This window comes from Nocardia sp. NPDC006044 (genome assembly GCF_042871115.1).
In the GTDB taxonomy this organism is placed as follows: Bacteria; Actinomycetota; Actinomycetes; order Mycobacteriales; family Mycobacteriaceae; genus Nocardia.
Map to the genome: position 1 here is coordinate 1,189,136 of NZ_JBIAID010000002.1, position 23,024 is coordinate 1,212,159.

General features: G+C 68.1%; 23 protein-coding genes. 8 read left to right on the top strand and 15 right to left on the bottom strand.

Features of this window, described 5'->3' with window-relative positions; genetic code table 11:
- Positions 1-473 precede the first annotated feature (473 nt).
- The 7 genes from ACFYO1_RS23030 to ACFYO1_RS23060 form a co-directional block, all read right to left on the bottom strand.
- Positions 474-722 carry a hypothetical protein gene (locus ACFYO1_RS23030; protein WP_387234365.1) on the bottom strand — a complete coding sequence of 83 codons (249 nt, stop codon included), beginning with the start codon at positions 720-722 and terminating at the stop codon, positions 474-476.
- 461 nt (positions 723-1,183) lie between these two features.
- Positions 1,184-1,882 (bottom strand): hypothetical protein, encoded by a 699-nt coding sequence (locus ACFYO1_RS23035; protein WP_387234368.1) that lies wholly within the window; start codon positions 1,880-1,882, stop codon positions 1,184-1,186.
- Complete coding sequence (locus ACFYO1_RS23040; RefSeq protein ID WP_387234372.1) at positions 1,879-2,715, bottom strand: hypothetical protein; 837 nt, start codon at positions 2,713-2,715, stop codon at positions 1,879-1,881. The genes ACFYO1_RS23035 and ACFYO1_RS23040 overlap by 4 nt, the downstream gene beginning before the upstream one ends.
- The gene (locus ACFYO1_RS23045; protein ID WP_387234374.1) at positions 2,684-3,481 is read right to left on the bottom strand and encodes a hypothetical protein; all 798 of its coding nucleotides are present in this window, start codon (positions 3,479-3,481) and stop codon (positions 2,684-2,686) included. The genes ACFYO1_RS23040 and ACFYO1_RS23045 overlap by 32 nt, the downstream gene beginning before the upstream one ends.
- Before the next feature lie 92 nt (positions 3,482-3,573).
- Entirely contained in the window at positions 3,574-3,891 is a 318-nt protein-coding gene (locus tag ACFYO1_RS23050) for a hypothetical protein (protein WP_387234377.1), read from the bottom strand.
- Entirely contained in the window at positions 3,888-4,127 is a 240-nt protein-coding gene (locus ACFYO1_RS23055; protein ID WP_387234380.1) for a hypothetical protein, read from the bottom strand. The genes ACFYO1_RS23050 and ACFYO1_RS23055 overlap by 4 nt, the downstream gene beginning before the upstream one ends.
- The gene (locus ACFYO1_RS23060; protein WP_387234383.1) at positions 4,124-4,564 is read right to left on the bottom strand and encodes a helix-turn-helix domain-containing protein; all 441 of its coding nucleotides are present in this window, start codon (positions 4,562-4,564) and stop codon (positions 4,124-4,126) included. The genes ACFYO1_RS23055 and ACFYO1_RS23060 overlap by 4 nt, the downstream gene beginning before the upstream one ends.
- Positions 4,565-4,605: 41 nt before the next feature.
- Here ACFYO1_RS23060 and ACFYO1_RS23065 point away from each other — a divergent pair, with 41 nt between their 5' ends.
- On the top strand, positions 4,606-4,863 hold the full coding sequence (locus ACFYO1_RS23065) for a helix-turn-helix domain-containing protein (RefSeq protein ID WP_191093744.1): 258 nt from the start codon (positions 4,606-4,608) through the stop codon (positions 4,861-4,863).
- Between the two features lie 172 nt (positions 4,864-5,035).
- On the opposite strand, the gene ACFYO1_RS23070 is transcribed toward ACFYO1_RS23065, so the two are convergent.
- Positions 5,036-5,293, bottom strand: coding sequence for a hypothetical protein (locus ACFYO1_RS23070; RefSeq protein ID WP_387234387.1), 258 nt, complete (start codon positions 5,291-5,293; stop codon positions 5,036-5,038).
- A 213-nt stretch (positions 5,294-5,506) separates the two neighbouring features.
- Positions 5,507-7,435 carry a VanW family protein gene (locus ACFYO1_RS23075; RefSeq protein WP_387234390.1) on the bottom strand — a complete coding sequence of 643 codons (1,929 nt, stop codon included), beginning with the start codon at positions 7,433-7,435 and terminating at the stop codon, positions 5,507-5,509.
- A gap of 309 nt (positions 7,436-7,744) precedes the next feature.
- Here ACFYO1_RS23075 and gnd point away from each other — a divergent pair, with 309 nt between their 5' ends.
- Positions 7,745-8,773, top strand: coding sequence for a phosphogluconate dehydrogenase (NAD(+)-dependent, decarboxylating) (gene gnd, locus ACFYO1_RS23080; RefSeq protein ID WP_387234393.1), 1,029 nt, complete (start codon positions 7,745-7,747; stop codon positions 8,771-8,773).
- 156 nt (positions 8,774-8,929) lie between these two features.
- On the opposite strand, the gene ACFYO1_RS23085 is transcribed toward gnd, so the two are convergent.
- Entirely contained in the window at positions 8,930-10,252 is a 1,323-nt protein-coding gene (locus tag ACFYO1_RS23085) for a lipase family protein (protein WP_387234396.1), read from the bottom strand.
- Positions 10,253-11,524 carry a hypothetical protein gene (locus tag ACFYO1_RS23090; RefSeq protein ID WP_387234399.1) on the bottom strand — a complete coding sequence of 424 codons (1,272 nt, stop codon included), beginning with the start codon at positions 11,522-11,524 and terminating at the stop codon, positions 10,253-10,255. It lies immediately after the preceding gene.
- 434 nt (positions 11,525-11,958) lie between these two features.
- Here ACFYO1_RS23090 and ACFYO1_RS23095 point away from each other — a divergent pair, with 434 nt between their 5' ends.
- On the top strand, positions 11,959-13,713 hold the full coding sequence (locus ACFYO1_RS23095; RefSeq protein WP_387234403.1) for an SDR family oxidoreductase: 1,755 nt from the start codon (positions 11,959-11,961) through the stop codon (positions 13,711-13,713).
- Positions 13,714-13,763: 50 nt separating this feature from the next.
- Here the strand turns inward: ACFYO1_RS23095 and ACFYO1_RS23100 are convergent, their stop codons facing one another.
- Entirely contained in the window at positions 13,764-15,086 is a 1,323-nt protein-coding gene (locus tag ACFYO1_RS23100) for an acetyl-CoA C-acetyltransferase (protein ID WP_387234406.1), read from the bottom strand.
- A 273-nt stretch (positions 15,087-15,359) separates the two neighbouring features.
- On the opposite strand from ACFYO1_RS23100, the gene ACFYO1_RS23105 reads away from it, so the two are divergent.
- Entirely contained in the window at positions 15,360-16,718 is a 1,359-nt protein-coding gene (locus tag ACFYO1_RS23105; protein ID WP_387235329.1) for a 3-oxoacyl-ACP reductase, read from the top strand.
- On the top strand, positions 16,715-17,584 hold the full coding sequence (locus tag ACFYO1_RS23110) for a MaoC family dehydratase (protein ID WP_387234409.1): 870 nt from the start codon (positions 16,715-16,717) through the stop codon (positions 17,582-17,584). Before ACFYO1_RS23105 ends, ACFYO1_RS23110 begins: the two co-directional genes overlap by 4 nt.
- A 79-nt stretch (positions 17,585-17,663) precedes the next feature.
- Here the strand turns inward: ACFYO1_RS23110 and ACFYO1_RS23115 are convergent, their stop codons facing one another.
- The 3 genes from ACFYO1_RS23115 to ACFYO1_RS23125 form a co-directional block, all read right to left on the bottom strand.
- Entirely contained in the window at positions 17,664-18,878 is a 1,215-nt protein-coding gene (locus ACFYO1_RS23115) for a DUF5685 family protein (RefSeq protein ID WP_387234411.1), read from the bottom strand.
- 48 nt (positions 18,879-18,926) lie between these two features.
- Complete coding sequence (locus tag ACFYO1_RS23120; protein WP_150400211.1) at positions 18,927-19,526, bottom strand: TetR/AcrR family transcriptional regulator; 600 nt, start codon at positions 19,524-19,526, stop codon at positions 18,927-18,929.
- A gap of 89 nt (positions 19,527-19,615) precedes the next feature.
- Positions 19,616-20,779 carry a glycoside hydrolase family 3 N-terminal domain-containing protein gene (locus ACFYO1_RS23125; RefSeq protein WP_387234414.1) on the bottom strand — a complete coding sequence of 388 codons (1,164 nt, stop codon included), beginning with the start codon at positions 20,777-20,779 and terminating at the stop codon, positions 19,616-19,618.
- A 108-nt stretch (positions 20,780-20,887) separates the two neighbouring features.
- Here ACFYO1_RS23125 and ACFYO1_RS23130 point away from each other — a divergent pair, with 108 nt between their 5' ends.
- The 3 genes from ACFYO1_RS23130 to ACFYO1_RS23140 all read left to right on the top strand — a co-directional run bounded on the left by ACFYO1_RS23130 (position 20,888) and on the right by ACFYO1_RS23140 (position 22,941).
- Positions 20,888-21,376, top strand: coding sequence for a universal stress protein (locus ACFYO1_RS23130; RefSeq protein WP_387234417.1), 489 nt, complete (start codon positions 20,888-20,890; stop codon positions 21,374-21,376).
- A 126-nt stretch (positions 21,377-21,502) separates the two neighbouring features.
- Positions 21,503-22,597 carry an isochorismate synthase MenF gene (locus ACFYO1_RS23135; protein WP_387234420.1) on the top strand — a complete coding sequence of 365 codons (1,095 nt, stop codon included), beginning with the start codon at positions 21,503-21,505 and terminating at the stop codon, positions 22,595-22,597.
- Positions 22,598-22,770: 173 nt separating this feature from the next.
- On the top strand, positions 22,771-22,941 hold the full coding sequence (locus ACFYO1_RS23140) for a DUF2613 domain-containing protein (RefSeq protein WP_083894819.1): 171 nt from the start codon (positions 22,771-22,773) through the stop codon (positions 22,939-22,941).
- Positions 22,942-23,024: the final 83 nt, after the last annotated feature.

Genomic DNA, 23,024 nt, shown 5'->3' on the forward strand with positions numbered 1-23,024 from the left:
CTACGACCGCGAGCGAGAGGGTCGGCGGGAGACGGGAGCGGAAACCGGGGCGGGTATGTGGCAGGCTCGTGCCCGCTTGTCGTCGATCTCGAAGAGGTTTCGGGGGCATGCCACACGTGTGGGGCGGAGCGGGATGCGCTCTGCGGCTGGACTGTTCGCGGCCCCGCCCACCGAAGTGGACGGGGCCGCGCGGAAGCCGAGTATGAAAGTAATGGGTAATGCGGAGGTTCCGGCGAGTTCCGGAAGAGGGCGCAGCTCTGGCGCTGCACAAAGCTTCACCTAAAGCGCGCCGGATGTCAACCCCCGGATACGGATTCGGGTCGAAATCGCAGGCAGATAGCTACTTTTGGGCAGACGCGAGGGAGCCGGGAAACGACGATTGCCCCACCTCTGGACGAGGTGGGGCAATCATGTCTGGTCCTCCGAGCGGATATGTCTCCCGATGAGGGTCAGGACATATCGACGCTTCGGGATTACTCGGCCGAGCCCGTGGCCAGCAGCTTGAGCAGGTCGACGAGCAGCGTGGCCGAACCGCTGTCCGCCTCGCCGGAGGTGCCGGTCTTGGCGGAGCCGGTGCCCGAACCCTCGCCCGCGGTGGCGCTGGGCTTGGCGGAGCCGGTACCCGAGCCGTCACCGGCGCCCGCGGAGGCCAGGCCCGAACCGGCCAGAACAATGCCGGCGGTAGCCGCGAACACAACGCCGAAGACGCGAATCTTGCTCATTATCGGAATCTTCCCCTTGAAGAATTGGTCCCTCCATCGGCGACCTGCTGGTCGTCGAGCAGAATTTTTCTATCACAGGGTTTCGCCGGGCAGCGACCTTTTAGCCACACCCACTAGAGCGGGATGTATTGCTCATCGATAACGGGCCATGCACGGCGAGGGTTTCGGAACAATATTCGCGGATCCACTGTCCTACCGAGACTTCTACGGTCAGGCGCCTGGCGTAGCGACGATGTCGGCATACGAGCACGTTGACGCCTCGCCAGCAATGCGAAGCCGGGCAAGCGATTTCAACCAGCCACCCTCGCGCCAGCAACCCCGGAGCGTGAATCCTCGAACAGCCGACATCGATCTGGAGTATCCAGCAATTCAGGGGTTATACTGTGATTCATTTCATATGAAACATCTGTAACTTTCGGACGCGATCTCCGATTGTTCTCCGGAATTCGTTTCGAGACACGTCAATTCGAGTCTGTCACGTCGGCCCGCGCGCGGCGCCGCGACGGATAGGCCAGATGCTCGTCCAATACCGCACCGACCGTGTACAACTCCGGCCAGCCCGGCGCCCACGGCCCGGGCTGCGGGGTGATTCTCCCTGCGTTCCTGAGTGTTTGAATCCGTCGCACAGTGAGACCTCGATACTGCTCGCCGAGTTCCCCTGCCAGGGAGGCGATCCCGGACGCGTTGAGTCGGTGCCGCCGCGCCTGCTCCACCATGCCCACGTCCAGCACTACCGGCGCGACGGGCGGGCAGACGATCCACAGCGCGGCCTGCACGACCGTGCGGATGTCCTCGGGTGCACCTTCCGCGCCCTCGGTCATGGCCAGCGCGATCAGATTTCGATCGAGCCAGCGGGCCAGGCCCGGCGTGGACGGGGACCCGGTGTAGTCGAGGCCACGCTGCTCGCAGACCAGCCGCACCCAGGACCCGAGCACCGCGTGCAAGTCGTCGGCGGCACGGGAGGCGGCGGGGTTGTAAGGCAGCGGCTGTTCGCTCGGACGGCGGTTCATCCGGTAGTCACCGCGGGTACCGAGCCGGGACTGCCGGGTCAGCGAAACGGCGAGATCCTCGGCGAGGTCAGGGATCTCGCGCAGCAGCTCGGCGAGCGCCCGGAGTTCTACGCGGTCGAGGTAGAGGTGGTTCGGGTGCTCGGTGGTCATGGGGTGGCTTCCTCTTCGGTGGAGTGCCAGTGATCGAGCGAGGTCACCGTGTGGTGGTCGCAGCGGAGCACGGGCGGATCGGGATTGACGGCGAGCAACTCGGCGGGCGGATGCCGCCAGCCGGCGTCGTCGCACATCACGCAGTGCCGGGCGGCCGCGCGGCGCTGCGCCGCGTCGGCGCGCAGGTCGTCGCCGTGCGCGGCGTCCCAGCGCTGCCTGGCTCGCCGGGCATCGCCACAGGCACCGCACGGTGGCGGCGCCGGATGCGTGCGATGGGTGGCGCATTGCCGGTCGGGTGGTGCGGATCGTGCTCCCCTGGAAGCATTTCCAAGGCCATGGACAGGGACAGGGGTTGCGATCCGCTCGGGCACTTGTTCCGCGTTCGGCCGAGCTTCGGCTGAAGTTGTTGGCGCAGTGAATGTTCGAGCATGTGGCGCAGCATTTGCTTGCGCGCGTAGCTGTCGGGCCTGCCCGGAAACCTGGCCGCCTTTGCGGCCGGCGTCGGCTCGCTTGCGGCGTCGGTCCTCGATCTCGGCTTTGGACATCTGCCGCTCGCCCCAGTCATGGAACCGGTAGCCTCCGTCTGCGGCGGTCCAAAGCCCGGCTTCGACAAGCTTTTTCGCCTGCGCCGCCGAACCGAGCCCGCGCACGATCGCGGCCGGGATGAAACCCTCGGTGAGTTGCTGCATCGACCAGGAGCCGGCCCGCACCCACAGCCCCATCGCGGCATTGCCTGCCGCGACCGCCTTGGGATGGAATCCGAGCTGGTCGTCGACCTGGAACCAGGGCATCGCAGCGGGCTCAGCTCGGGTGCGGGCCGCGGTGGCGCGCACCCACCTCACGGTTGATCGCCTCGGCGAGCAGCCGGGCGTGACCGTGCCGGATGTAGTCCTCGGTGTGCCGCCCGTCGAACAGGTAGCCGCGGGCGTAGGCGACGGCGCCGCCCCAGGAACGCCAATGCTCCGGTGACCACCAGCGTTGCAGCTGACGGCCGGTGGCCATGTCGATGATGCTCTGGCCCCAGCGCACCATGGCCTCGGGACTGGACAGGCTGAAATACGCGCTCAGGTCGGCGATCAACCGCAGCGGGTTACCGGCAGGCAGCGCCGTGATCGGATCACCCTCCGCCGCAACCCAATACGTCGGAATCCCGGTGATGTTTCGCTGCCCGACCACGCCGTAACCGCCGGGATCCTTGCCGAGGCACCGGCCGGCCGGGCGCAGCGGGTCCGCGATCAACGCACAGGCAACCACTTCCAGATGCGGGAACAGCCCCTGCCCGATATCGGCGGCGAGATCGCCCGCGATGCCCGCGCCCTGCGAATAGCCGGCCAGCAGAACACGATTGGGGGTCGCCTCGATCGCTTTGAGAAGTGCGCGCCGACCGGCGGCAACACTGTCGGCGAACGCTACGTGCCGGCCATAATCCGCTGGATAGGGCACCATGCGCAGGACAAAACGCTGCGGATCGAGCGCTTCGGCGAACGCGGCGGTGACCCGATCACCGTTCGGATTCCAGGTCCCTCCGACCATCAGCACATCGATGACCTCGCCCGGAGCTAGCAACTTGCCGAATAAACGGCGGCCGAAAATGGCCACGAGGCCGTTCCTTTCGTCGACGACGAGACCGGGTGCGCCCACGCCGGGGCCGCACCCGATCGGGTCGGAAATGAGAATCGAGAAGCGCCGGTTCAGCGCGACGCGCGAAATGCCGGGCCTGGGCGTTCCGCCGCGGTACCGCAGTGATCGCAGGAGTCCGGCGCGGCGACAATGGTTTCCAGTCGAAGATTCGCCGGGTGGGTGGCGATGGCATTGCCGAGTTCGGCGTTGATCGGATTGGGGTAGCCGTAATCGACGTACACCATCCGATGGTCGACGTCGACGATGACGCCGTGTTCGACGCCGCCGCGTTCGGCGGTTGTCCCGGTGAAGGTGACGCGCGCGCCGATATGACGCCGGAAGAGTTCGAGGGCGGGGTTCGCGCGACGGATTCGCGCCGGCTTTGTCACCGGGGCCGTGATTCGTCGTCGGCGGCGGGCTGCGGGGTCGCGATGAGCGTCGCACTGCGCACCCGGGCATCGCGCGGATCATGGATGAGAATCACCGCGACGGCATGCGGTTCGTCGCCGCCGAGGTACGGAATGCCGGAGATGCCCGGACTCCAGGCACCGAATCCGGTGAGCCGGGGCACATTGCGCGCAACCTGATCGAGTGCCATCGCCGCGGTAGCTGATCGATCGCTCACCACCGCTCGGCCGCCTTGTCGCACAGAGTGATTCGCGTCACAAAATGTTTGATGCGACACGCCGAATCCGCGAAACGAGACGCACCGGGCGAACGGAATCCGTCAGTGACGGTCATCGCAGATCCCCCGTCGGGCAGCAGGTCGACAACGCGGCAGTCCAGCGCCGCGGCAATCCGAGCGAGCTCGTCCACCGTGAACGAGCCGTGCGCGGCGAGCAGGCTGCGCAGGTCGGATGCAGGCAGCCCGGAACATGCGGCCAAGTCCTCGGGACAGAGTCCCGCGTCGGACATGGCGCGCCGCACCTTCCCGGCAACCATGAGGTCTAAGTGTTCCATACGGAGCACATTAAGGTCCGTTCGGACCTGTTGCAACTCTCGCCAGACCTTTTTGGGCGAAATGCCCGGTAGCTGCGGTGACCCTCGGCGTTTTTCCGGCATGTCGTTTGCCAGGTAGCCATTCGGACCTCAGAATGGTCCGTATGGGTGTGGAAAAGGTACCTTCGGACATCAACCGTGCGGTCGGGGCAGAACTCAGGGCGGCCCGGGCCCGGCGGGCGCTGACGCGCCCGCAACTCGCCGCGCTGACCGGACTGGGGGTCAGCACGATCCAGCGCTTCGAGAACGGCGATCGATCGCCGGACATGCAGCAGCTGCACGCGCTGTGCACCGCACTGGACATCCCGATGCGTGAATTCGTCGCCGCCGCACTGCGCGACGTCGAACGCCCGGAGGAATAGCGCGGCCCAACCGAGACCGCCGGAGTTACGACGGTTCGAAACCTATTGCGCGGGACAGCGAGCCGAAACCACTATCGGCGACCTGTTGCGGCGCAACACTTCACGCCCGAAATCGGCGCGACGCGCCGTGAAAAGAGCCGTGCCGGCACCCTACTGCCGACCCGGGAAACGCCTACGCGCAGCGCGGATCTGCGCCGTCCACCACCACCACGTCGTCGACGATCACTCCGGTGGCGGCCTCGGCGTATTGCAGCACCGCCTCGACCGGATCGACACCCATCGCCCACGCGGCGACCACGACGTCGCACAACGTGCCATTGCCCTGCACAACGCGCAGGGCTACTTCGTCTCCGATGGCCGTACCCAGCGTGACTGCGGCGTTGTTTCCCCGCCCCGCCGCATACGGTCTGACTGAGTCGATCTGGTCCACGACGGTATCCCCTTCACACTTCGCTCAACCTTGAGCCCCACTCCGAGACGGAACCGGACTGGCGTCCCGGAATCTGGCGTAGTTATATCCCATTCGCCGGGGGGTCGCTCACCAAAGTCGCCCTGCCGCAGAATGATTCGCCGCGCCCCGGACTAACCAGCGACGCGTTGCGGGTTAGCCAGGAGTTGGCTCCGATCTCCGGAGTCGTTGCGCTCACTCACATTTCACGACGGGAATCGGGTCGTACTTGACCGTGCGGGTGTGCCGGGAGATCTCGCGGCCCGAGCGCTTGTCGGTGATGATGCGGGTGTCGGAGGTGGTGAAGCCGGGCGCACCCTCGGAGGCGATGCAGTCCTTGCCCTTCGGCAGCTTGATCGTGGTCGGCTCGGTGGGCTTGCTCCGGTCGCCGGTCACCGATTCCACCTCGACCGTCTTGGTTCCCCAAAGCCGTACGGTCACTTCGGAATCCGTGGTGACGGCCTCGATGTAGACCCCGGTGGGCGCGTTGTTGCGGAAGCGCAGATCGATCGCGCCGTCGAAGACCGTCGCCTCGCGCGCGGCCGGGTAGCGGGAGATGTAATAGCTGTGCTCGGTGTGGCCCTCGTCCACCATGCCGGCGAAGTACGCGGCGTTGTAGAGGGTGGTGGCGAACTGGCTGATGCCGCCGCCGACGGCGGTGCCGGGCCGGCCGTGGTCGATGATGCCGGACTCGACATAGCCCTCGGCGGTGCCGCGCGGACCGGTGAAGTCGTTGAGCGAGAAGGTATCTCCCGGCTTCACCACCGCGCCGTTCACCTTCCTGGCGACCACCTTGATGTTCACTCCGGACGGACCGCTGAAGCCGTTGGTGGTGAACGAGCCCATGGGTTCGACGACGCCGAGCCCCTGCGCCGCCTCGGTGGTCAGCTTCGGCTCGACCTTCTCGTAGACCGCCTGGCCGGTGCGCTCCTGCGGCGCGGCGAGCAGCGCGGCGAGCTGCTCGAAGGTCTTCGGCCAGTTGATCTTGTCGCCGACCACGGCGGGCACCACCGTCGGCTTGCCGCCGCTCACCGCGAACGTCGCGTCCTTCGGCTCGATCTCGGTGGCCACCAGCTGCGGTCCCAGCAAACCGACCGCGACGTTCTGATCGATGGACAGACCGAGGCCGCCCTGACCGTCGGGCACGAACGACAGCACGCCGGCGATCTGCTCGGGGTCCAGCCTGGCGGAGGCACCCTTGCCCGCGAAGGTGATCGGCGCGCGCACCGCGGGCTCGGCCACCGTGCGCAGCGCCTGGTCGACCGCCTCCGGGCGGACGGTGAGGGGCGCGGGGTGTACCGGGAGGTCGAGCGTGATGCCGGTGATCCAGTTGTCGATCAGCTCGGCCCGGGCGGCGGAGAGGTCGAGCACCCGGCCCGGAACCGGGGCGACGGCGACCGGTCTGGCCTTGTCGAAGGCGATGGTGCCCTCGACCGACGGCCGGTCGTGCACGCGCAACGCGGTCAGCTGACGCTCGAGCGCGACGTCGTCGACGACGCTGGCCACCTTGACGTCGCGGGCGCTGAAGAACGAGGTGAACCGGGTGAGCGGATTGAGCGGCTGGGTGCCGATCCGGTCCCAGGTGCCGTCCCAGTCCACGGACAACCCCGCGGTCGCGGGAACGACCCTGGTCTGTACGTCACCGATGCGCAGCGGTAGCTCGCGGTCGGCGCGCGGCGCGAGTTCCGCGCGCAATCGCGCGTCCGCGGTGGCCCTGTCCAGGCCGCCGACCTCGATGCCGGAAACGACCGTGCCGCGCGGGACCTCTCCCGCGGACAGCACCCAGTCGACCGCGTAGCCGAGGCCGGCCACGGCGAGCACGGCGCCTACGGTGATGCCCGCCCGCTTCAGCACGGTGCGATTCAGCCGCTGCGGCGGCGGACCGGAGATCGGCCGACGCACCGGGCGCTCGCCGGGCTTGGCCCGATGGCTCGCCCGCGGTGCCGGAGTGACCTGGATCGGAACGGTGGGTGCCGAGTCGTCGCCCCACTCCGGCGCCGGTGGGGTCCTCGGCGCCTGAGGCGGGTTCGTCCCTTGGGCCTGGGCCGATTCGAGCAGCTGGCGTAAACCGACCTCGCCCGCCGGTTGGTGGCCACGACGTCCGGTGCTCGGCTGGCTCGTCACGAACCGTCCTCCCCGTTCGGTTGAGTTGGGGCTCACACGACGCGAGCCTCCGCCAACGATAGTGCGCGATGCCGACAACGTCCGGTGAGCACCGTTCTGCAGCAAATTCCGTGCAAAGGACCCGGTCGGACACGCAAAGGGCCCCGCGCAGTTGCCGGGTCGGGGGTCTGGCAACTACGCGGAGCCGATCTGATTATCGGTGCGGCGCACCGTGCGTTACACAGCCGAACAGACCAGTATCGGACCGAAGCGGGACAATCGTGGACGAACGAGTGTCCGGCCACCGCACACACGAGGGAGATGGATGGCATGCAGCTGGGAATGATCGGCCTCGGGCGGATGGGCGCCAACATCGTGCGCCGCATCGTCAGGGACGGGCACACCGCCGTCGGCTACGAACGTCGCCCGCACCAGATCGACATCTTGCGCGAGGAGCTGGGCGACGATTTCCAGGGCAGCACCGACCTCGCGGAATTCGTACAGACGCTCGAGATTCCGCGGGTGGTCTGGGTGATGATCCCGGCGGGCGCGACCGGCGCCGTCATCGACCAGGTGGCCGAGCTGCTCGAGCCCGGCGACATCATCATCGACGGCGGCAACAGCCGCTACCACGAGGACATCAAGCGCGCCGAACAGTTGCGCCCCAAGGGCATTCACTACGTGGATATCGGCACCTCGGGCGGCGTCTTCGGGCTCGATCGCGGCTTCTGCCTGATGATCGGCGGCGAGGCCGAGCAGGTGAAATATCTGGATCCGCTGCTGAAGTCCATCGCGCCCGGCGTCGAGGCGGCCGAGCGGACGCCGGGCCGCACCGGCGAGCCGTCGGCGGCCGAGCAGGGCTACCTGCACTGCGGTCCGGCCGGCGCGGGGCACTTCGTCAAGATGGTGCACAACGGCATCGAGTACGGCGCGATGGCCGCCTACGCCGAGGGCCTGAACATCCTGCACAAGGCCAACTACGGCGCCGAACACGACGGCGAGTTCTCCGCCGAGGAGACGCCGCTCGAACATCCCGAGTACTACCGGTACGAGATCGACGTGCCCGAGGTGACCGAGGTGTGGCGCCGCGGCTCGGTGGTCGCCTCCTGGTTGCTGGACCTCACCGCGAGCGCGCTGTACGCCGACCCGAACCTGGATTCCTACAGCGGCCGGGTCTCCGATTCCGGCGAGGGCCGGTGGACGCTCGACGCCGCGATCGACACCGGGGTGCCCGCCCCGGTGCTGGCTTCGGCACTGTTCCAACGGTTTTCCTCGCGCGGCGAGTCGCTCTACGCGGACAAGATGCTGTCGGCGATGCGCAAGGCGTTCGGCGGGCACAACGAGCTTCCCGGCGCGTAGCGAAAAGACCGTGGCTCCCGCGAGACACGGGGAGCCACGGTCCTCAGCGGCCGGTCAGAAGCCGGCGGCCTGTGCCATCAACTTCGCGACCGCCAGCGGGCCGTACCAGAACAGATAATTGATGCCGTAGAGAAATGCCATGGCGGGTAATCCTTTTCACTCGAAATTGCGGTCGATCCAGTCGATCGTCTGCATGCCGAACAGATCCGTGCCCCAGCCGTAGATGTCGGTGAGCATGCGGACCATGCCGCAGTCGGTGGGCTGGTAGGTCACCTCGGCGCCGCCTGCCCGATAGATGTCGGCGAGTTCCCGCGAGTCCTTGGCGGGCACCAGCGACATCGGTGAGTCGTCGGCGACGCAGGAGGTGATGGCCACCTTGGCCTTCGGTGTGCCGGAGCGGCCCAGGGTGTTCTCCTCGAACGCGCGCTGGAACGCGGGCTCGTCGGCCGGGCTCAGGCCCGAGTTGAACAGGGTGTTGAGCGGCAGAAAGGGCAGCCCGAAGTAGGCCGGCGTCTGGCACTGGGTACGGAAGGCGTTGGCCAACCCGACGCCCGCCGGGTTCAGCTTGGCGTTCACCTCCATCTCCGGGTACGCGGGCTCCAGGCCGAGCAGCGTGGCCAGCGCGAAACCGGAGCCGACCGAGCCGTCGGCGACCCGCATGAAGTTGCGCGGGTTGACCACCATTCCTTCCAGCACAGCGGATTTCACGTCGAGTTCCGGCGCGTAGGTGGGCTGGAGTTCGGCGGAGAAGGCCGCGCCGACCCCGCCGCCGGCGATGCCGAACAGGCCGATCTGCGCCTTCGGATCGAGCCCGGCCTCGCGATGCGCCAATGCCGCGCGGACACCGTCGAGCTGGGCGTGCGCGGCGAACTTGCCCGCGAATACGCCGTGCGGCTTGCGATCTCCGTCGTTGCCGACGTCGGAGATCATCACGGCGTAGCCCTTGTCGAACATCAGCGCCAGCGGGCCGAGCGCCGACCACGACGAACCGTCGAGCGGGTCGCCGCCGGTCCACTGCGTGCTCGGGTGGCAGGACCAGCCGACGCTGTCGTTGGCCTCCTGGTAGGAGATGACCTTCTTCTCCCCTACGGGCGCACCGTGATTCGGGATCATCAGGATGCCGGTGCTGATCACCGGGGTGACCCCGTCGATGCCGGTGGTGACGTACATCAGCTTGTAGGCCTCGACGTCGGGCGGGGTGATGCCCAGGAACATCACGTCGACCTTCTTCGCCTTCAACAGCGTGCCCGGCTGTTCGGCGCCGGTCAGCGGCGGCTCCTGATAGAACGGGTCATCGGCGAGCAGCGCCTGGAACGCCTGATCCGGCGGAACCGGTTGCGCACCTTGGATCTGGCCGACGACGAAACCGTTGAACACCCGGTCCAGTCCGGGCGTCGGCATCTCCCCCTGCGCCGCGGCGGTTCCCGCGCACAGCATCAGCGCGGTGGCCGTCGCGACGGCCGCGGTGAACAGTTTCATCTAGCGCACCGCCATCGTGTCGATCGGAGTTACCTGGATCTGCCGGGCGGCCGAATCCAGCAGCTGCGGAATGTTGAACAACGGGCGGTGCGATTCCATCTGGATCTCGTACGGTGTGCGCATCACGGCTTCCAATGCGGGCCAGTTGTTTTCGACCTGGAACTTGTATTTCGGCAGCAGCTCCGTGGTGATGTAGTCCCAGCGCGAGTCGAATTCCGACCAATTCCATTCCGGCAGTGGCAAAGTCATCAGCGCAGGACGTCCGTCGGCCAGCGTGACCCGCATGCGCACCGGATTGAATTCCCGGGGCGGCGCGACCCCGGCCACCGACGGCGAGCCCGCGGCGCCGCTGACGTAGGTGATGGCCTCGCCGACGCTGCCCTTGTAACCGCGCACCGAATCCCACTGGTCGCGAATCACCCATTCCTGTTCCCGGCGCAGCAGAGTGCCGTTGCCCGAGGCGATCCGGTCGTACTCACCGGAGGCGACCCCGCGCCAGGCCGCCATGATGTCCGCGCCGAACAACCCCGCGGCCTGGAATTCTTCCAGCGCCGGAAGGCCTTCGGTGACGTAGGCATCGTGCATCGGCATCAGATCGGAGAAGATGTTCTTCTGCATCACCAGGATCATCCCGATGATGTAGCGCAGGTCCTCCGGGGCAATCTGCGAACCGGCCTCGGCCAGCGCCATCAGGCCGCGCGGAAGCTGGGCCACCGCCTGCGGTCCGGCGGCCTGGTCGACCGCGGCGATGACGCCGCGCGCGGATTCGGAAAGCCCGGGCAGGCCGTAGATGTTGCCCATCATCTCGAAATCGATGAGGCCGCCGCCGAAGTCGGCGCCGACCTGACCGCCCATGCCCGCCCATTGCAGCTCACGGTGGTTCAGTTGCAGGTCTTCGTAGTAGCGGTAGGACCTGGTGAGATTGGTGCGGTTGGCCTCGACGCCCGCGCGCGGATCCCACGAGCGCAGGTCGATGCCCGCCTTGTTCGTCGCGTCGACCAGCCAGTACTGGTAGAGCAGCGCGGCGTAGCGGGTCGGCGCGACCCCTTGGGCACGCGCCTCGTCCAGCAGCCCGCGCAGCTCGGCCGCGTCGTAGGGCAGTTCCGGGTTGACGCCGCCGGGACTGCTCGCGGCGTCCCGGTTCACCAGCGGTAGATCCAGGTAGCGGTCTACCTCGCCGGCCGCTCCGGCGGGGGCCGCCGCCGCGAGTCCGAGACCGACCGCCGCCGCGAGGGCCAAGGCGGTGGCGCGCAGCGCTATACCGATTCGCATCAGCTGTTCAGCCTTCCTCTCTGCTAGCTCGATTCGAGTAATTCGTTAAGCCGAAGAGATGCCCTGCCGGTAGCTGCAAGTCGATTAATCAGCGCTTTAACACCTCATCGATTGCCGATCCCCGGTAGCACAGTAGGTGACGTGCAGGTAAACACACAGATCAAGCCCGCTGCAAGAAACGATATGACGAGCTCACGGCAAGCGGAGAAAACTTGTAACACACAAGTTGCCTGCTAGTAGCTGCTAAATAGCCTCTGCTACGTAGCGAAATGCTTCGCGGATGTGAGTCGATATTCATGAGAAAGCTCACAGCAGTCCCGGGCGGGTCATCACCGCGGTTAGGACTACCCGAATCTCACCGTCTCAGACAGAATGGGGCGGACAGCTACGTCCACGGACCGCGACCGCCGCGGCCCGGATAGTGGGGTGAATCCATGGCCGAGAAGCACGTGGTCCGCAACGGCGAGGTCGACCTCGCCGTCTATGAGCAAGGCAATCCGGATGGGCCGACGATCCTGCTGCTGCACGGCTGGCCGGACTCCCATCACCTGTGGGACAACGTCGTGCCGGAGCTGACCGAGCGCTTCCGGGTACTGAGCGTGGACAACCGCGGGCACGGCGAATCATCCAACCCGCCCGGCACCGCGGCCATCTCGACCACGACGCTGGCCGCGGACTACGTCGCGGTGATCGAGGCGCTCGGCGGGGGCGCACCCGTGCACGTGCTCGCCCACGATTGGGGCAGCGTCGCCACCTGGGAGGTCGTCTGCCGGCCCGACTCGGCCCGGCTGATCGCGTCGTTCACCTCGGTCTCCGGGCCGAGCATCGCGCATGTGGGCAAGTGGGCGCGCTCGCGCCTGTCCCGGCCGACGCCGCGCAATATCGCGCTGCCGCTGGCCCAGCTGGGTTCGTTCGCCTACTCGACCTTTCTCGCGCTTCCCGCACTGCCGAAGGCCGCGATCAAGGTGGGGATGAGCGAACAGCTCTGGCGCTCCGCGCTGTCCGCGGCCGAGGGAGCGGCGCCGGAGAACATTCATCTGGCACCGACGTTCAAGCAGGACATGGCGAACGGGCTGCGGATCTATCGCTCCACCTGGGCAGCGAATCCGCTGCGCGCCCGGGACGAATTCACCACGGTGCCAACCCAGATCATCATCGGCACCCGCGATCCCGCAGTGCGGCAGTCGAGTTACGCCGACGAGGACCGGTGGGCCGACCAGGTCTGGCTGCGCGTGGTGAAAGGCGGTCACTGGCTGCCGTTCTCGCATCCGCAACTGCTCGCCGCGGCCACCATCGAATTGATCGACTCGGTGACCGGAACGCCGCCGGCCCGGGCATTACGCCGTGCGCGAATGGGTGTGCCGCGCAGGCCGTTCGAGGATCAGCTCGTCGTGATCACCGGCGGCGGAAGCGGTATCGGCCGGGCCACCGCACTGGCGTTCGCCCAGGAGGGTGCGGAGGTGGTGGTGTCCGACGTCAACGGCGTCGCGGCCGAGGTCACCGTGGCGTTGATCGCGCAGGCCGGGGGCACCGCGCACGCCTATGAGCTGGACGTGTCCGACGAGTCCGCGATGGGTAAGCACGCCGACGGGGTGATCCGCGAACACGGCGTGCCCGACGTGCTGATCAACAACGCGGGCATCGGCCAGGCCGGGCGGTTCCTGGACACCTCGGCCGAGGATTTCGACCGAGTGCTCGCGGTGAACCTGCACGGCGTGGTCAACGGCTGCCGTGCGTTCGCCGGCGCGATGGCCGATCGCGGGCTCGGCGGGCACATCGTCAACTTGTCCAGCATGGCGGCCTACACACCGCAGCAGGCGTTCAGCGCGTACTCGACCAGTAAGGCCGCGGTGTTCATGTTCTCCGACTGCCTGCGGGCCGAATTGGCCGGCCGCGGAATAGGTGTCAGCACCATCTGCCCCGGCATCGTGCACACGAATATCGTCGCGAACACGCGGATGTCGGGCGTCTCCGCCGAGGAGGAGCGGCGCAGGCAACAGCTCTACGACCGGCTCTACCGCCTGCGCGGCTACGGGCCGGAGAAGGTCGCCGAGCAGATCGTGCGCGCGGTGCGGAAGAACAAGGATGTCGTGCCGGTGACCCCAGAGGCCAGGCTCCAGTACGTCTTCGGCCGATTCGCACCGGGCGTGGTCCGATTCGCCGCTGCCCGGGGCAGTCTGGTGCGCTGAACGACGAAAGGTGGCATCCGGGAACACCGGATGCCACCTTTCGGGAGTGCTTAGCGCTCGACGATCGCGACGACGCCCTGCCCGCCGGCGGCACAGATGGAGATCAGCGCGCGGCCGGATCCCTTCTCCGCCAGCAGCTTCGCGGTCGAGGCGACGATGCGGCCGCCGGTCGCGGCGAAGGGGTGGCCTGCGGCCAGCGAGGAGCCGTTGACGTTGAGCTTGCTGCGATCGATCGAGCCGAGCGCGCCGTCCAGGCCGAGCCGCTCCTTGCAGTACGCGTCGGACTCCCACGCGGACAGCGTGGCGAGCACCACGGAGGCGAACGCCTCGTGGATCTCGTAGTAGTCGAAGTCCTGCAGGGTCAGGCCGTTTCGGGCGAGCAGGCGCGGCACCGCGTAGGTCGGCGCCATCAGCAGGCCGTCCGGGCCGTGGATGTAATCGACCGCCGCGACCTCGCTGTCGACCAGGTTGGCCAGCACCGGCAGGTTGCGCTCGGCGGCCCACTCCTCGCTGGACAGCAGCACCGCGGAGGCGCCGTCGGTCAGCGGGGTGGAGTTACCCGCGGTCATGGTGGCGTCGCCCGCCTTGACGCCGAACACCGGCTTGAGCGTGGCCAGCTTCTCGATGGTGGAGCCGGGACGCAGGTTGTCGTCGCGGGTCAGCCCGAGGAACGGGGTGATCAGGTCATCGAAGAAGCCGCGGTCGTAGGCGGCGGCCATGTTCTTGTGCGAGAGGTAGGCCAGCTCGTCCTGCGCCTCGCGCGGCACACCGAATTCCTTGGCGGTGATCGCGGCGTGCTCACCCATGGACAGACCGGTGCGCGGCTCCGCGTTGCGCGGGATCTCGATGCCGAGCATGCTCGGGCGCAGCTGGCCGACCAGCTTGAGCCGGTCCTTGTTGGACTTGGCCCGGTTCGCGTCCAGCATCCACTCGCGCATGCCCTCGCTGACACCGATCGGGGCGTCGGAGGTGGTGTCGGTGCCGCCGCCGATGCCGGCCTCGAAGCGGCCCTGGGCGATTCCGTCGCCGACGGTGACGATGGCCTGGAGACCGGTGCCGCAGGCCAGCTGCAGATCGTGGGCCGGGGTGTACGGGCTGAGCTTGCTGCCGAGCACGCTCTCGCGGATCATGCCGTGCTCGCCGACCCGCTTGAGCACGGCGCCGCCGACCACCATGCCGAGCCGCTCGCCCTGCAGGCCGAACCGGCTGACCAGGCCGTCCAGTGCGGCGGTGAACATGTCCTGGTTCGAGGCGTGCGCATACGCCTTGTCGGAGCGAGCGAACGGAATCCGGTTGCCGCCCACGATCGCGACCGGGCGGGTGGTCTTACCGGTCTTGGCGGTGCTCTTCGCCGAACGGGATTTGGTTGTCACTCGAGTCTCCAGGTCTCGTTGGGGATGTCCGGCGCTCCGGAGTCCGCGTGGAAGTCTCCACTGATCGGCGCCCCGTCGCGGTTTGGTTTACATTAAACTTACTCTGGAGTAAGTTTGTTGTCGACACCGTACCCCGCAAATGTGCGTGAGCAGACCGAATGCGGGGGTAAACGGCAGACCCGAGAACACAATCGCGGCGTGAGCGACAGTCCCGGCGGCGGTAGCTTGGCAGGGACCGTGCACGCCGCCGACCACACAGAAAAGGCAGGGACCGTGGCAGCCAGCAAGAGCAAGGGTGCGCCCAACCTCTACGGATCGTTCGTACACTCCTCCCCGGGTCAGTTCCTGGCGAGCAAGCTCGGGCTGCCGCAGCCGGAGAATCTGCGTCGCTACAAGGCGGGCGAAGCGCCGCTGCCCGGGCCGGTGCTGCTCGGCGGCAAGGGCCGGGTCGCCGAGCCGCTGCGCACGCTGCTGACCGACTACACGTTCGCCGATTCGGCCAGTGCCGGAACCAAGTTCGGCGCGCTGGTGTTCGACGCGACCGGCATCGGTTCGATCGAGGATCTGTCGCAGCTCTACGAGTTCTTCCAGCCCGCCATGCGCAGCATCGCCGCGTCCGGCCGCATCGTGGTGATCGGCACGACCCCCGAGCTCGCCTCGACGGTGGACGAGCAGATCGCCCAGCGCGCGCTCGAGGGCTTCACCCGCTCGGTGGCCAAGGAGCTGCTGCGCGGCGCCACCGCACAGCTGGTCTACCTGCACCCGGAGGCCTCCACCGGCGCGACCGGACTGGAATCGACGCTGCGCTTCCTGCTTTCGGCCAAGTCCGCGTTCGTCGACGGCCAGGTCATCCGGGTCGGCAAGGACGACGCCACCGCCCCGGCCAGCTGGGACCGCCCGCTGGACGGCAAGGTCGCCGTGGTCACCGGCGCCGCGCGCGGCATCGGCGCGACCATCGCCGAGGTGTTCGCCCGCGACGGCGCGACCGTGATCGTCGCCGACATCCCGGCCGCCGGTGAGGCGCTCTCGCAGACCGCGAACAAGGTCGGCGGCACCGCGCTCGCGCTGGACGTCACCGCGCCCGACGCCGCGGAGAAGCTGGCCGAGTTCGCCACCGAGCGCTTCGGCGGCATCGACATCGTGGTGCACAACGCGGGCATCACCCGGGACAAGCTGCTCGCCAACATGGACGAGGGCCGCTGGAACTCGGTGCTCAACGTGAATCTCGCCGCGCCGCACCGGATCACCGAGGGCCTGGTGGCCAGGGGTGCGCTGAAGGACGGCGGGCGGGTCATCGACGTCTCCTCCATCGCCGGCATCGCGGGCAACCGCGGCCAGACCAACTACGGCGCGTCCAAGGCCGGGGTCATCGGCATGGTCAACGCCGAGGCGCCGAAGCTGGCGGAGAAGGGCATCACCATCAACGCGGTGGCGCCCGGCTTCATCGAGACCGCGATGACCGCCGCCATCCCGCTGACCACCCGCGAGGCGGGCCGGCTGATGAGCTCGCTGCTGCAGGGCGGGCAGACGGTCGACGTCGCCGAGACCATCGCCTACTTCGCCAGCCCGGCGTCGAACGCGGTGACCGGCAACATCGTTCGCGTCTGCGGGCAGAGCCTGATCGGAGCATGATGTCGCAAGTGATCTCCCTGAAAGAGACACCGAAGAACGGCCCGCTGTACCTGAAGGCGGCGCTGGGCGCGATCCCGCTGCCGCTGGTCTCGGGGCGCAAGTCGACGCTGCCGGATCGGTCGAGCCGGCTCGAGGGCCTGCGCGTGGATCCGGATCATCTGGCCGCCTACTGCCGGGCGACCGGACTGCGGTTCGGCGACGCGCTGCCGCTGACCTATCCGTTCATCCTCACCTTCCCGATCGTCATGCAACTCGTTGTGCAGCGTGACTTTCCGTTCGTCGCGGTCGGCGCGGTGCACGCGGAGAACGTGATCGAGCGGACCCGCGAGATCTCGGTGAGCGAGCCGCTGGACATCAAGTCGCACATCGAGAATCTGCGCGAGCACCCGAAGGGGCTGCTGGTCGACGCGATCAGCGAGATCAGCGTCGGCCGGGAGCTGGTCTGGCGGCAGGTCACCACGTTCCTGCACCAGCAGCGCACCTCGCTGTCCGGCGGCCCGAAGCCGGAACCCAAGCCGGAGGAGGCCGCGCCGCCGCCGCTGCGCACCTGGCGGATCGATCAGAAGACGATCAACCAGTACGCCGCCGCGTCGGGCGACCACAACCCGATCCACATCTCGTCGCTGGGCGCCAAGGCTCTGGGCTTCCCCAAGCCGATCGCGCACGGCATGTGGTCGGCCGCGCACATCCTCGGCACGATCGAGGGCCGGGTGCCGGCCAAGACCACCTACTCGGTGAAGTTCGGCAAGCCGATCTTCCTGCCGTCGACGGTGAACGTGTACGCGGATCAGGTGGCCGGCGGCTGGGATCTGGCCGTGCTGAACCCGAAGAAGGGGTTCCCGCACCTCACCGCGTCGCTGCGCTGACGCACCGAACGATCAGGAGCCGCACTCGAATCGGGTGCGGCTCCCGTCGTTTTCCGAGAATCGTTGCGCGGCAAGTGGTTCAGCAGCTGCAGTCGCAGCAGCCACAGCAGTCGCCGCAGCCGCAGTCACAGTCGCCACAGCCGCAATCGCAGCCGCCGCAATCGCAGTTGTTGATCCACGGCTGCTTGCGTTCGCCGGTGCACGGCTGGGTGTGTTCGGCGCAGCAGGCATAGCCGGTGCAGTACGAGCCGAGGATGAGCGTGAGGGATTCCCCGAGGCCGGGGCGCTGACCCGTACGCCGCGAGTCCATGTGCACGTCGCCGTGGGACATTCCGCAGGCGTGACCGGCCACTGCGCCGATGCCATGGCCGAGTTTGCGGAGCACGGACGTCAGCGGGTCGAGCAGCATCCAGCGGACGGTCGGGACCGCGTCCAGCTCGGCCTGCGCGACCGCGTCGCGCAGTCGCGAATCCGATTCCCGCAGTAGGTCGTACGCCTGCGGCATGGAGGTCCCGGTGGCGGCGAGCGGATTGAACCGGCCGCGGGCCATATCCTGGTCGTAGTCCTGCACCGCATCGGCCAGGTGTGCGATCCGGCCGAATTGCCAACCCGCCGTGCGCATTGCGTCGACGTTATCCGGGCGTTCGGCCAATATCGCTGTGTGCGCGAAGAACTCGGCGGCACAGAGCTGGGTCGGCGCGGTCAGGCGCGCGAGCGCATCCGCCCCGCTGCCCGCGGACTGCTCCAGCCGCGTTTGCGTATTCAGCGCGGCGACCAGCGGTTCTACATCCAAACCGATCCCTTGGGCGCTCACCTGCGCCTGACCGGCCCAACGGCTCGCGGCCTTCGCCATCGGTGTACGCGCCAGGACGGCCGTGTCGCCGTCGTCCACATGGTCACGGACCTTGGCCGACGCCAGCAACAGTGACGCCGTCGCGGCCAGCCGCACGCCGGGCGACTTCGCCGAGGCGACCGACGCGCGCTGCATCCCCCGGAGCGCACACCGCCCCGCCTGCGTGCGCTCGACCGCGCTCGCGGACTGCGCCTCGGTGAGCACGCTCAACACGATCGCGTCGACATTCGTTGTCGCCCGGGCCAATTGACCATGCCCGTCGCGTAGCCCGAGGCACAGCCCGCACATGTGCGTGCGCCACTCTGCCGCATCGATTCCATACTTCGCCGCGCCGTGCGAACACGGCCTGAGCAACCCGAACAATTCCGCCCCGTTCTCCCGGCTCGCCGTGGTCGGAGCCGGTCTGTGCTTGGTGATCTCCGCACTCTGGCAGGCCGTCAACCGCTATACCGGAATTACTCCGTCACGGCGCGCCGAATCCCCCTCCGGCTACTCCGCCTTCTTGCGTCCCGCCAGACCTCGCCACGCCAGATCATCGAGCAGGTCGACCGCCTCGGCCACCTCGATGCGGCCGCTGGCCACCCGGTCCGCGATCGCCTCGCCCGCGCCGATCACCGCGGCCGCGACGATGTCGAAGTTGGTGCCGGGCTCGGGGTGCTTGGCGCTGGATTCCAGCAGCTTGGCGGTCAGTTCGATGACGCGCTCGCGGGCGTTCTCGATCTCCGAGGCGAACGCCTGCTGGCCGATGGCCTGGCGATAGAGCACCTGCCAGGAACGCCGGTTGCGGTCGACGAAGCCGAGGAAGCCCTCCAGCGCGACCCGTACCTGTTCGTGCGGGGAGAGCTGCGGGTTGCCCGCGGGCACCACCGATTCGATGAAGCGCAGGCCCTCGCGCTGGATGCAGGCACGGAACAGTTCATCCTTGGAGCCGTAGTACAGATAGAGCATCGGCTTGGATATCTTCGCCTCGGCGGCAATGGCATCCATCGATGTATCGTGGAAGCCCTTGCGCGAGAACACCTCGACCGCGGCATCGAGCATCTGCTGCTCACGAACCGCCCGAGGAAGTCGCTTCGTTCCGCCCGCCATCCACTCTCCTACCGCATGGTGAAGTTCATATATTACTCCAAGGTAAGTTCCGTGGGTCGCATTTGCTCACCAGTCGCGGAAACAGTGCCTCAGCAGCGCGGAAGCGCGCCCTTGAAGGTCGCCATGCGCAGCACGGACGCGTCCACCCTGGCGGCGGGCAGCCGACCGGCCGCCACCGCCTGCTCCAGCTGGTCGAGCACGCTGGACACGGCGTTGGTGCTGATCCACAGCGCGTTGTCGGCGCCGGCGACCAACGCGGCCTCCACCGCGTCCGCGATGGACAACCGGCTGGTGATCGCGGCCATGCCGCTGAGATCGTCGGTGAAGATCGGACCCTCGAACGGCGCGGCGCCGTACCCGCTGCCCCCGCGCAGCAGGGCCATGACCTGCGGACTGATGCTGGCCGGCACGTCCGGGGTGGTGAGGCCGGGGACGTCGAGGTGGCCGACCATCACGCCCGCGCCGGAGGTGATCAGGTTGCGGAACGGGACCAGGTCGACATTCTGCAGATCCGCCAGCGGCGGGGTGCGCACCGCGCCGCGATGCGAATCGCCCGAGCCGGAGCCGTGACCGGGGAAGTGCTTCAGCACGGTGCCGACGCCGACCTCACGCATGGCCTTGATGTAGGCGTCGGCGTATTTGGTGACCACCGCCGGGTCATCGGAGAAGGAGCGGTCGCCGATGACGGAATCGTCGGGCTGGCTGCTCACGTCGCTGTCCGGCGCGAAGTCCACCGTCACCCCCAGGTCCTTCAGCGCGCGGCCCCTGGTCAGCGTGGCGTCGTGGAACTGTTCGGCGGTCATGGTCTCCGCCGTCGCCCTGGCCGACGGCGCCTTACCGATCAGGTTCCCCACCCGGGAGACGCGGCCGCCCTCCTCGTCGATGGTCACCATCAGCGGCACCTTGGCCGACTGCTTGACCTGGTCGAGCTGGCCGGAGGTGAGCAGCGTGAGATCGGTCCAGCTGCCGACGAAGATGCCGCCGACCTGTTCGGTGCTCACCACGTTCGCGGCATCGGCGGCGCCGGTGATGCCGACGGTCAGCAACTGTGCCAGCTTCTGCCGCAGGGTGAACTGCGCGAGATAGCCGGTCTTGCAATCCGGTTTCGCGGATGTCGTTGCCTGCGTGGACGATCCGGCCGTCGAGGCGGGACCCGCCGCCGACGGCGGCGCGGCGTCGCCGCCACCGCCGCTCGAGCAGGCGGTCGCGACGGCGGCCAGCACGGCGAGCATGAGCAGGGGCGTCTTCCGCATGGACGTCAACCGTACAGAGCGCTCGCGATTCCGCGCGCCAGCAGGTGGGCGGGGCCCGGTCAAGGTAGCCTTGATTAACAGCCGTGAGTCTCCCACCAGGAGGTCATCGTGCCCTGCGATCTGATGCTCATCGCCTACGACGGGTCCGAGAACGCCAAGCGGGCCATCGAATACGCCGGGCGGTTCCTCAGTGCGGACAGAGCGATCGTGCTGACCGCGTGGGAGCCGATGGTGCGTCAGGCCGCCCGCCTGTCCGGCCTGTCCGGGGTGATGCAGCCGGAGTGGGTTCCCGACGAGGAGATCGAGGACGTCGCCTACGTCGACGCGCGCACGATCAATACCGAGGGCGTCCGGCTGGCCAAACTCGCCGGGCTCAATGCCGAGGCGCGCACCGCCGAATGCACCACGACCATCTGGAACGCCATCGTCGAATGCGCCGACGACCTGGACGTCGACATCATCGTCGCGGGCACCCGCGGCGCCACCGGCATCCGTGCGCTCCTGCACAGCAGCGTCGCCGACGCGGTGCTCAAGCACTGCCACCGCCCGGTCCTCATGGTCCCGCCCGGTAAGGAGCCCGCCGCCAAAACCGGCTAGCGGTGAGCGAGTGACCCGATGACACAGCGGCGCGTGCTCTCCACGGTGGAATCGAGCGCTGGGGAGTCGTGAGTGCGCTCACGGGCCGGGCACGGCGGGCGGGCGCGGGGTTAGGGTCGAGAGACTATGGATGGATTCCTGCTTGCTCAGCCGGACGGGGTGGTCCGGGCGTTCGGCAGCCGGGTCGCCTTCGACCGGGCCGATCGGGCGGTAGCCGCGCTGCGGGACGGCGATGCGGAGATGATCGTCGGTGCGCTGCCGTTCGATCCGCGCAAGCCGGCCGCGTTGAGCGTGCCCGAGCGGGTCGAGCGCACCGCGGGACCGTGGCGGCCCGCCGCGCTGCCCGAGCTGCCCGCCGTGCGGTTCGTCACCGAGATCCCCAGTGCCGCAGAACATATCGCGCGGGTGACGAAACTCGTCGAACAGCTGAACGATCCGGCACAGCCGCTGCGCAAGGTGGTCGCCGCGCGGTCGGTGGTGGCCGATGCGGCCGACGCGCTGGCGCCCGAACTCGTCGCGGCCCACCTGCTGATCCGGCATCCACACGCGAATGTGTTCGCGGTCGACCTGACCCCGGCCGGACGCACCGGCGCGACGCTGGTCGGCGCCACCCCCGAGGTGCTCATCGCCCGGCACGGCGACACCGTCACGCTGCGCCCGCTGGCCGGCACCGCACCGCGGCGCGCCGATCCGGACGCCGACGCGGCACAGGCGCGAGAGTTGTTGGCCAGCACCAAGAATCGCGACGAGCACGCGTTCGTCATCGAATGGATCCGGGACCGGCTCGGCCCGGTCTGCGCCGAACTGTCCATTCCCGGCGGCCCGGAACTGATCAGCACCCACGAGGTCTGGCATCTCGCCACGCCGATCACCGGACGACTGCGCGACGCGTCGACCACCGCCCTCGACCTGGCGTTGCTGCTGCACCCCACGCCCGCCGTCTGCGGCACTCCGACCGGCCTGGCGCTCGACACCATCGCCGACCTGGAGGAGGACCGCGGCTTCTACGGCGGCGCGGTCGGCTGGTGCGACGCCGACGGCGACGGCGCGTGGGTGGTCGCGATCCGCTGCGCGGAATTGTCCGCCGACCGGCGCACCGTGCACGCCTACGCGGGCGGCGGCATCGTCGCCGCGTCCGATCCCAAGGCCGAGCTCGACGAGACCACCGCCAAACTCCGCACCCTGCTCGGCAGCCTGCACTGCGCCATTCCGGCGCACTGACGGGCCATCCCGGTGCACTGACGGCCCGGACCGCCGATAGCGCCGTCGACCCGCTGTGATCGCCGCCCCAGCGCATTACCTGCCCGGAATCGGCGGGCTGAACGCACCGGATACCGGAGCGGGCTGCTAGGTTGACCGGGAATGTGCCTGCATCGATGTATTGGAGTGCCGCAATGAAGTTTGCTGTTCCTGGTGTTGCGAGTGCTGTCGGCGGCGCCGTGCTCGGCGTGATCGCGGTGCTCCTCGTCACGGTTGCGGTGCAGCAGAACTCGCGGCCGGACATCGACCGCAGCGGAGACAAGGACTCCTCGTTGCTGAACAACGTCGAGTACGGCAGTCGCTGAGCTGACCCCCGCTTCACCTGCCGACTCGCTCGAACCGGCGGCGCGGCGGCACTCGATCGCGCCGCTGGGTAGACGCTGGTTCG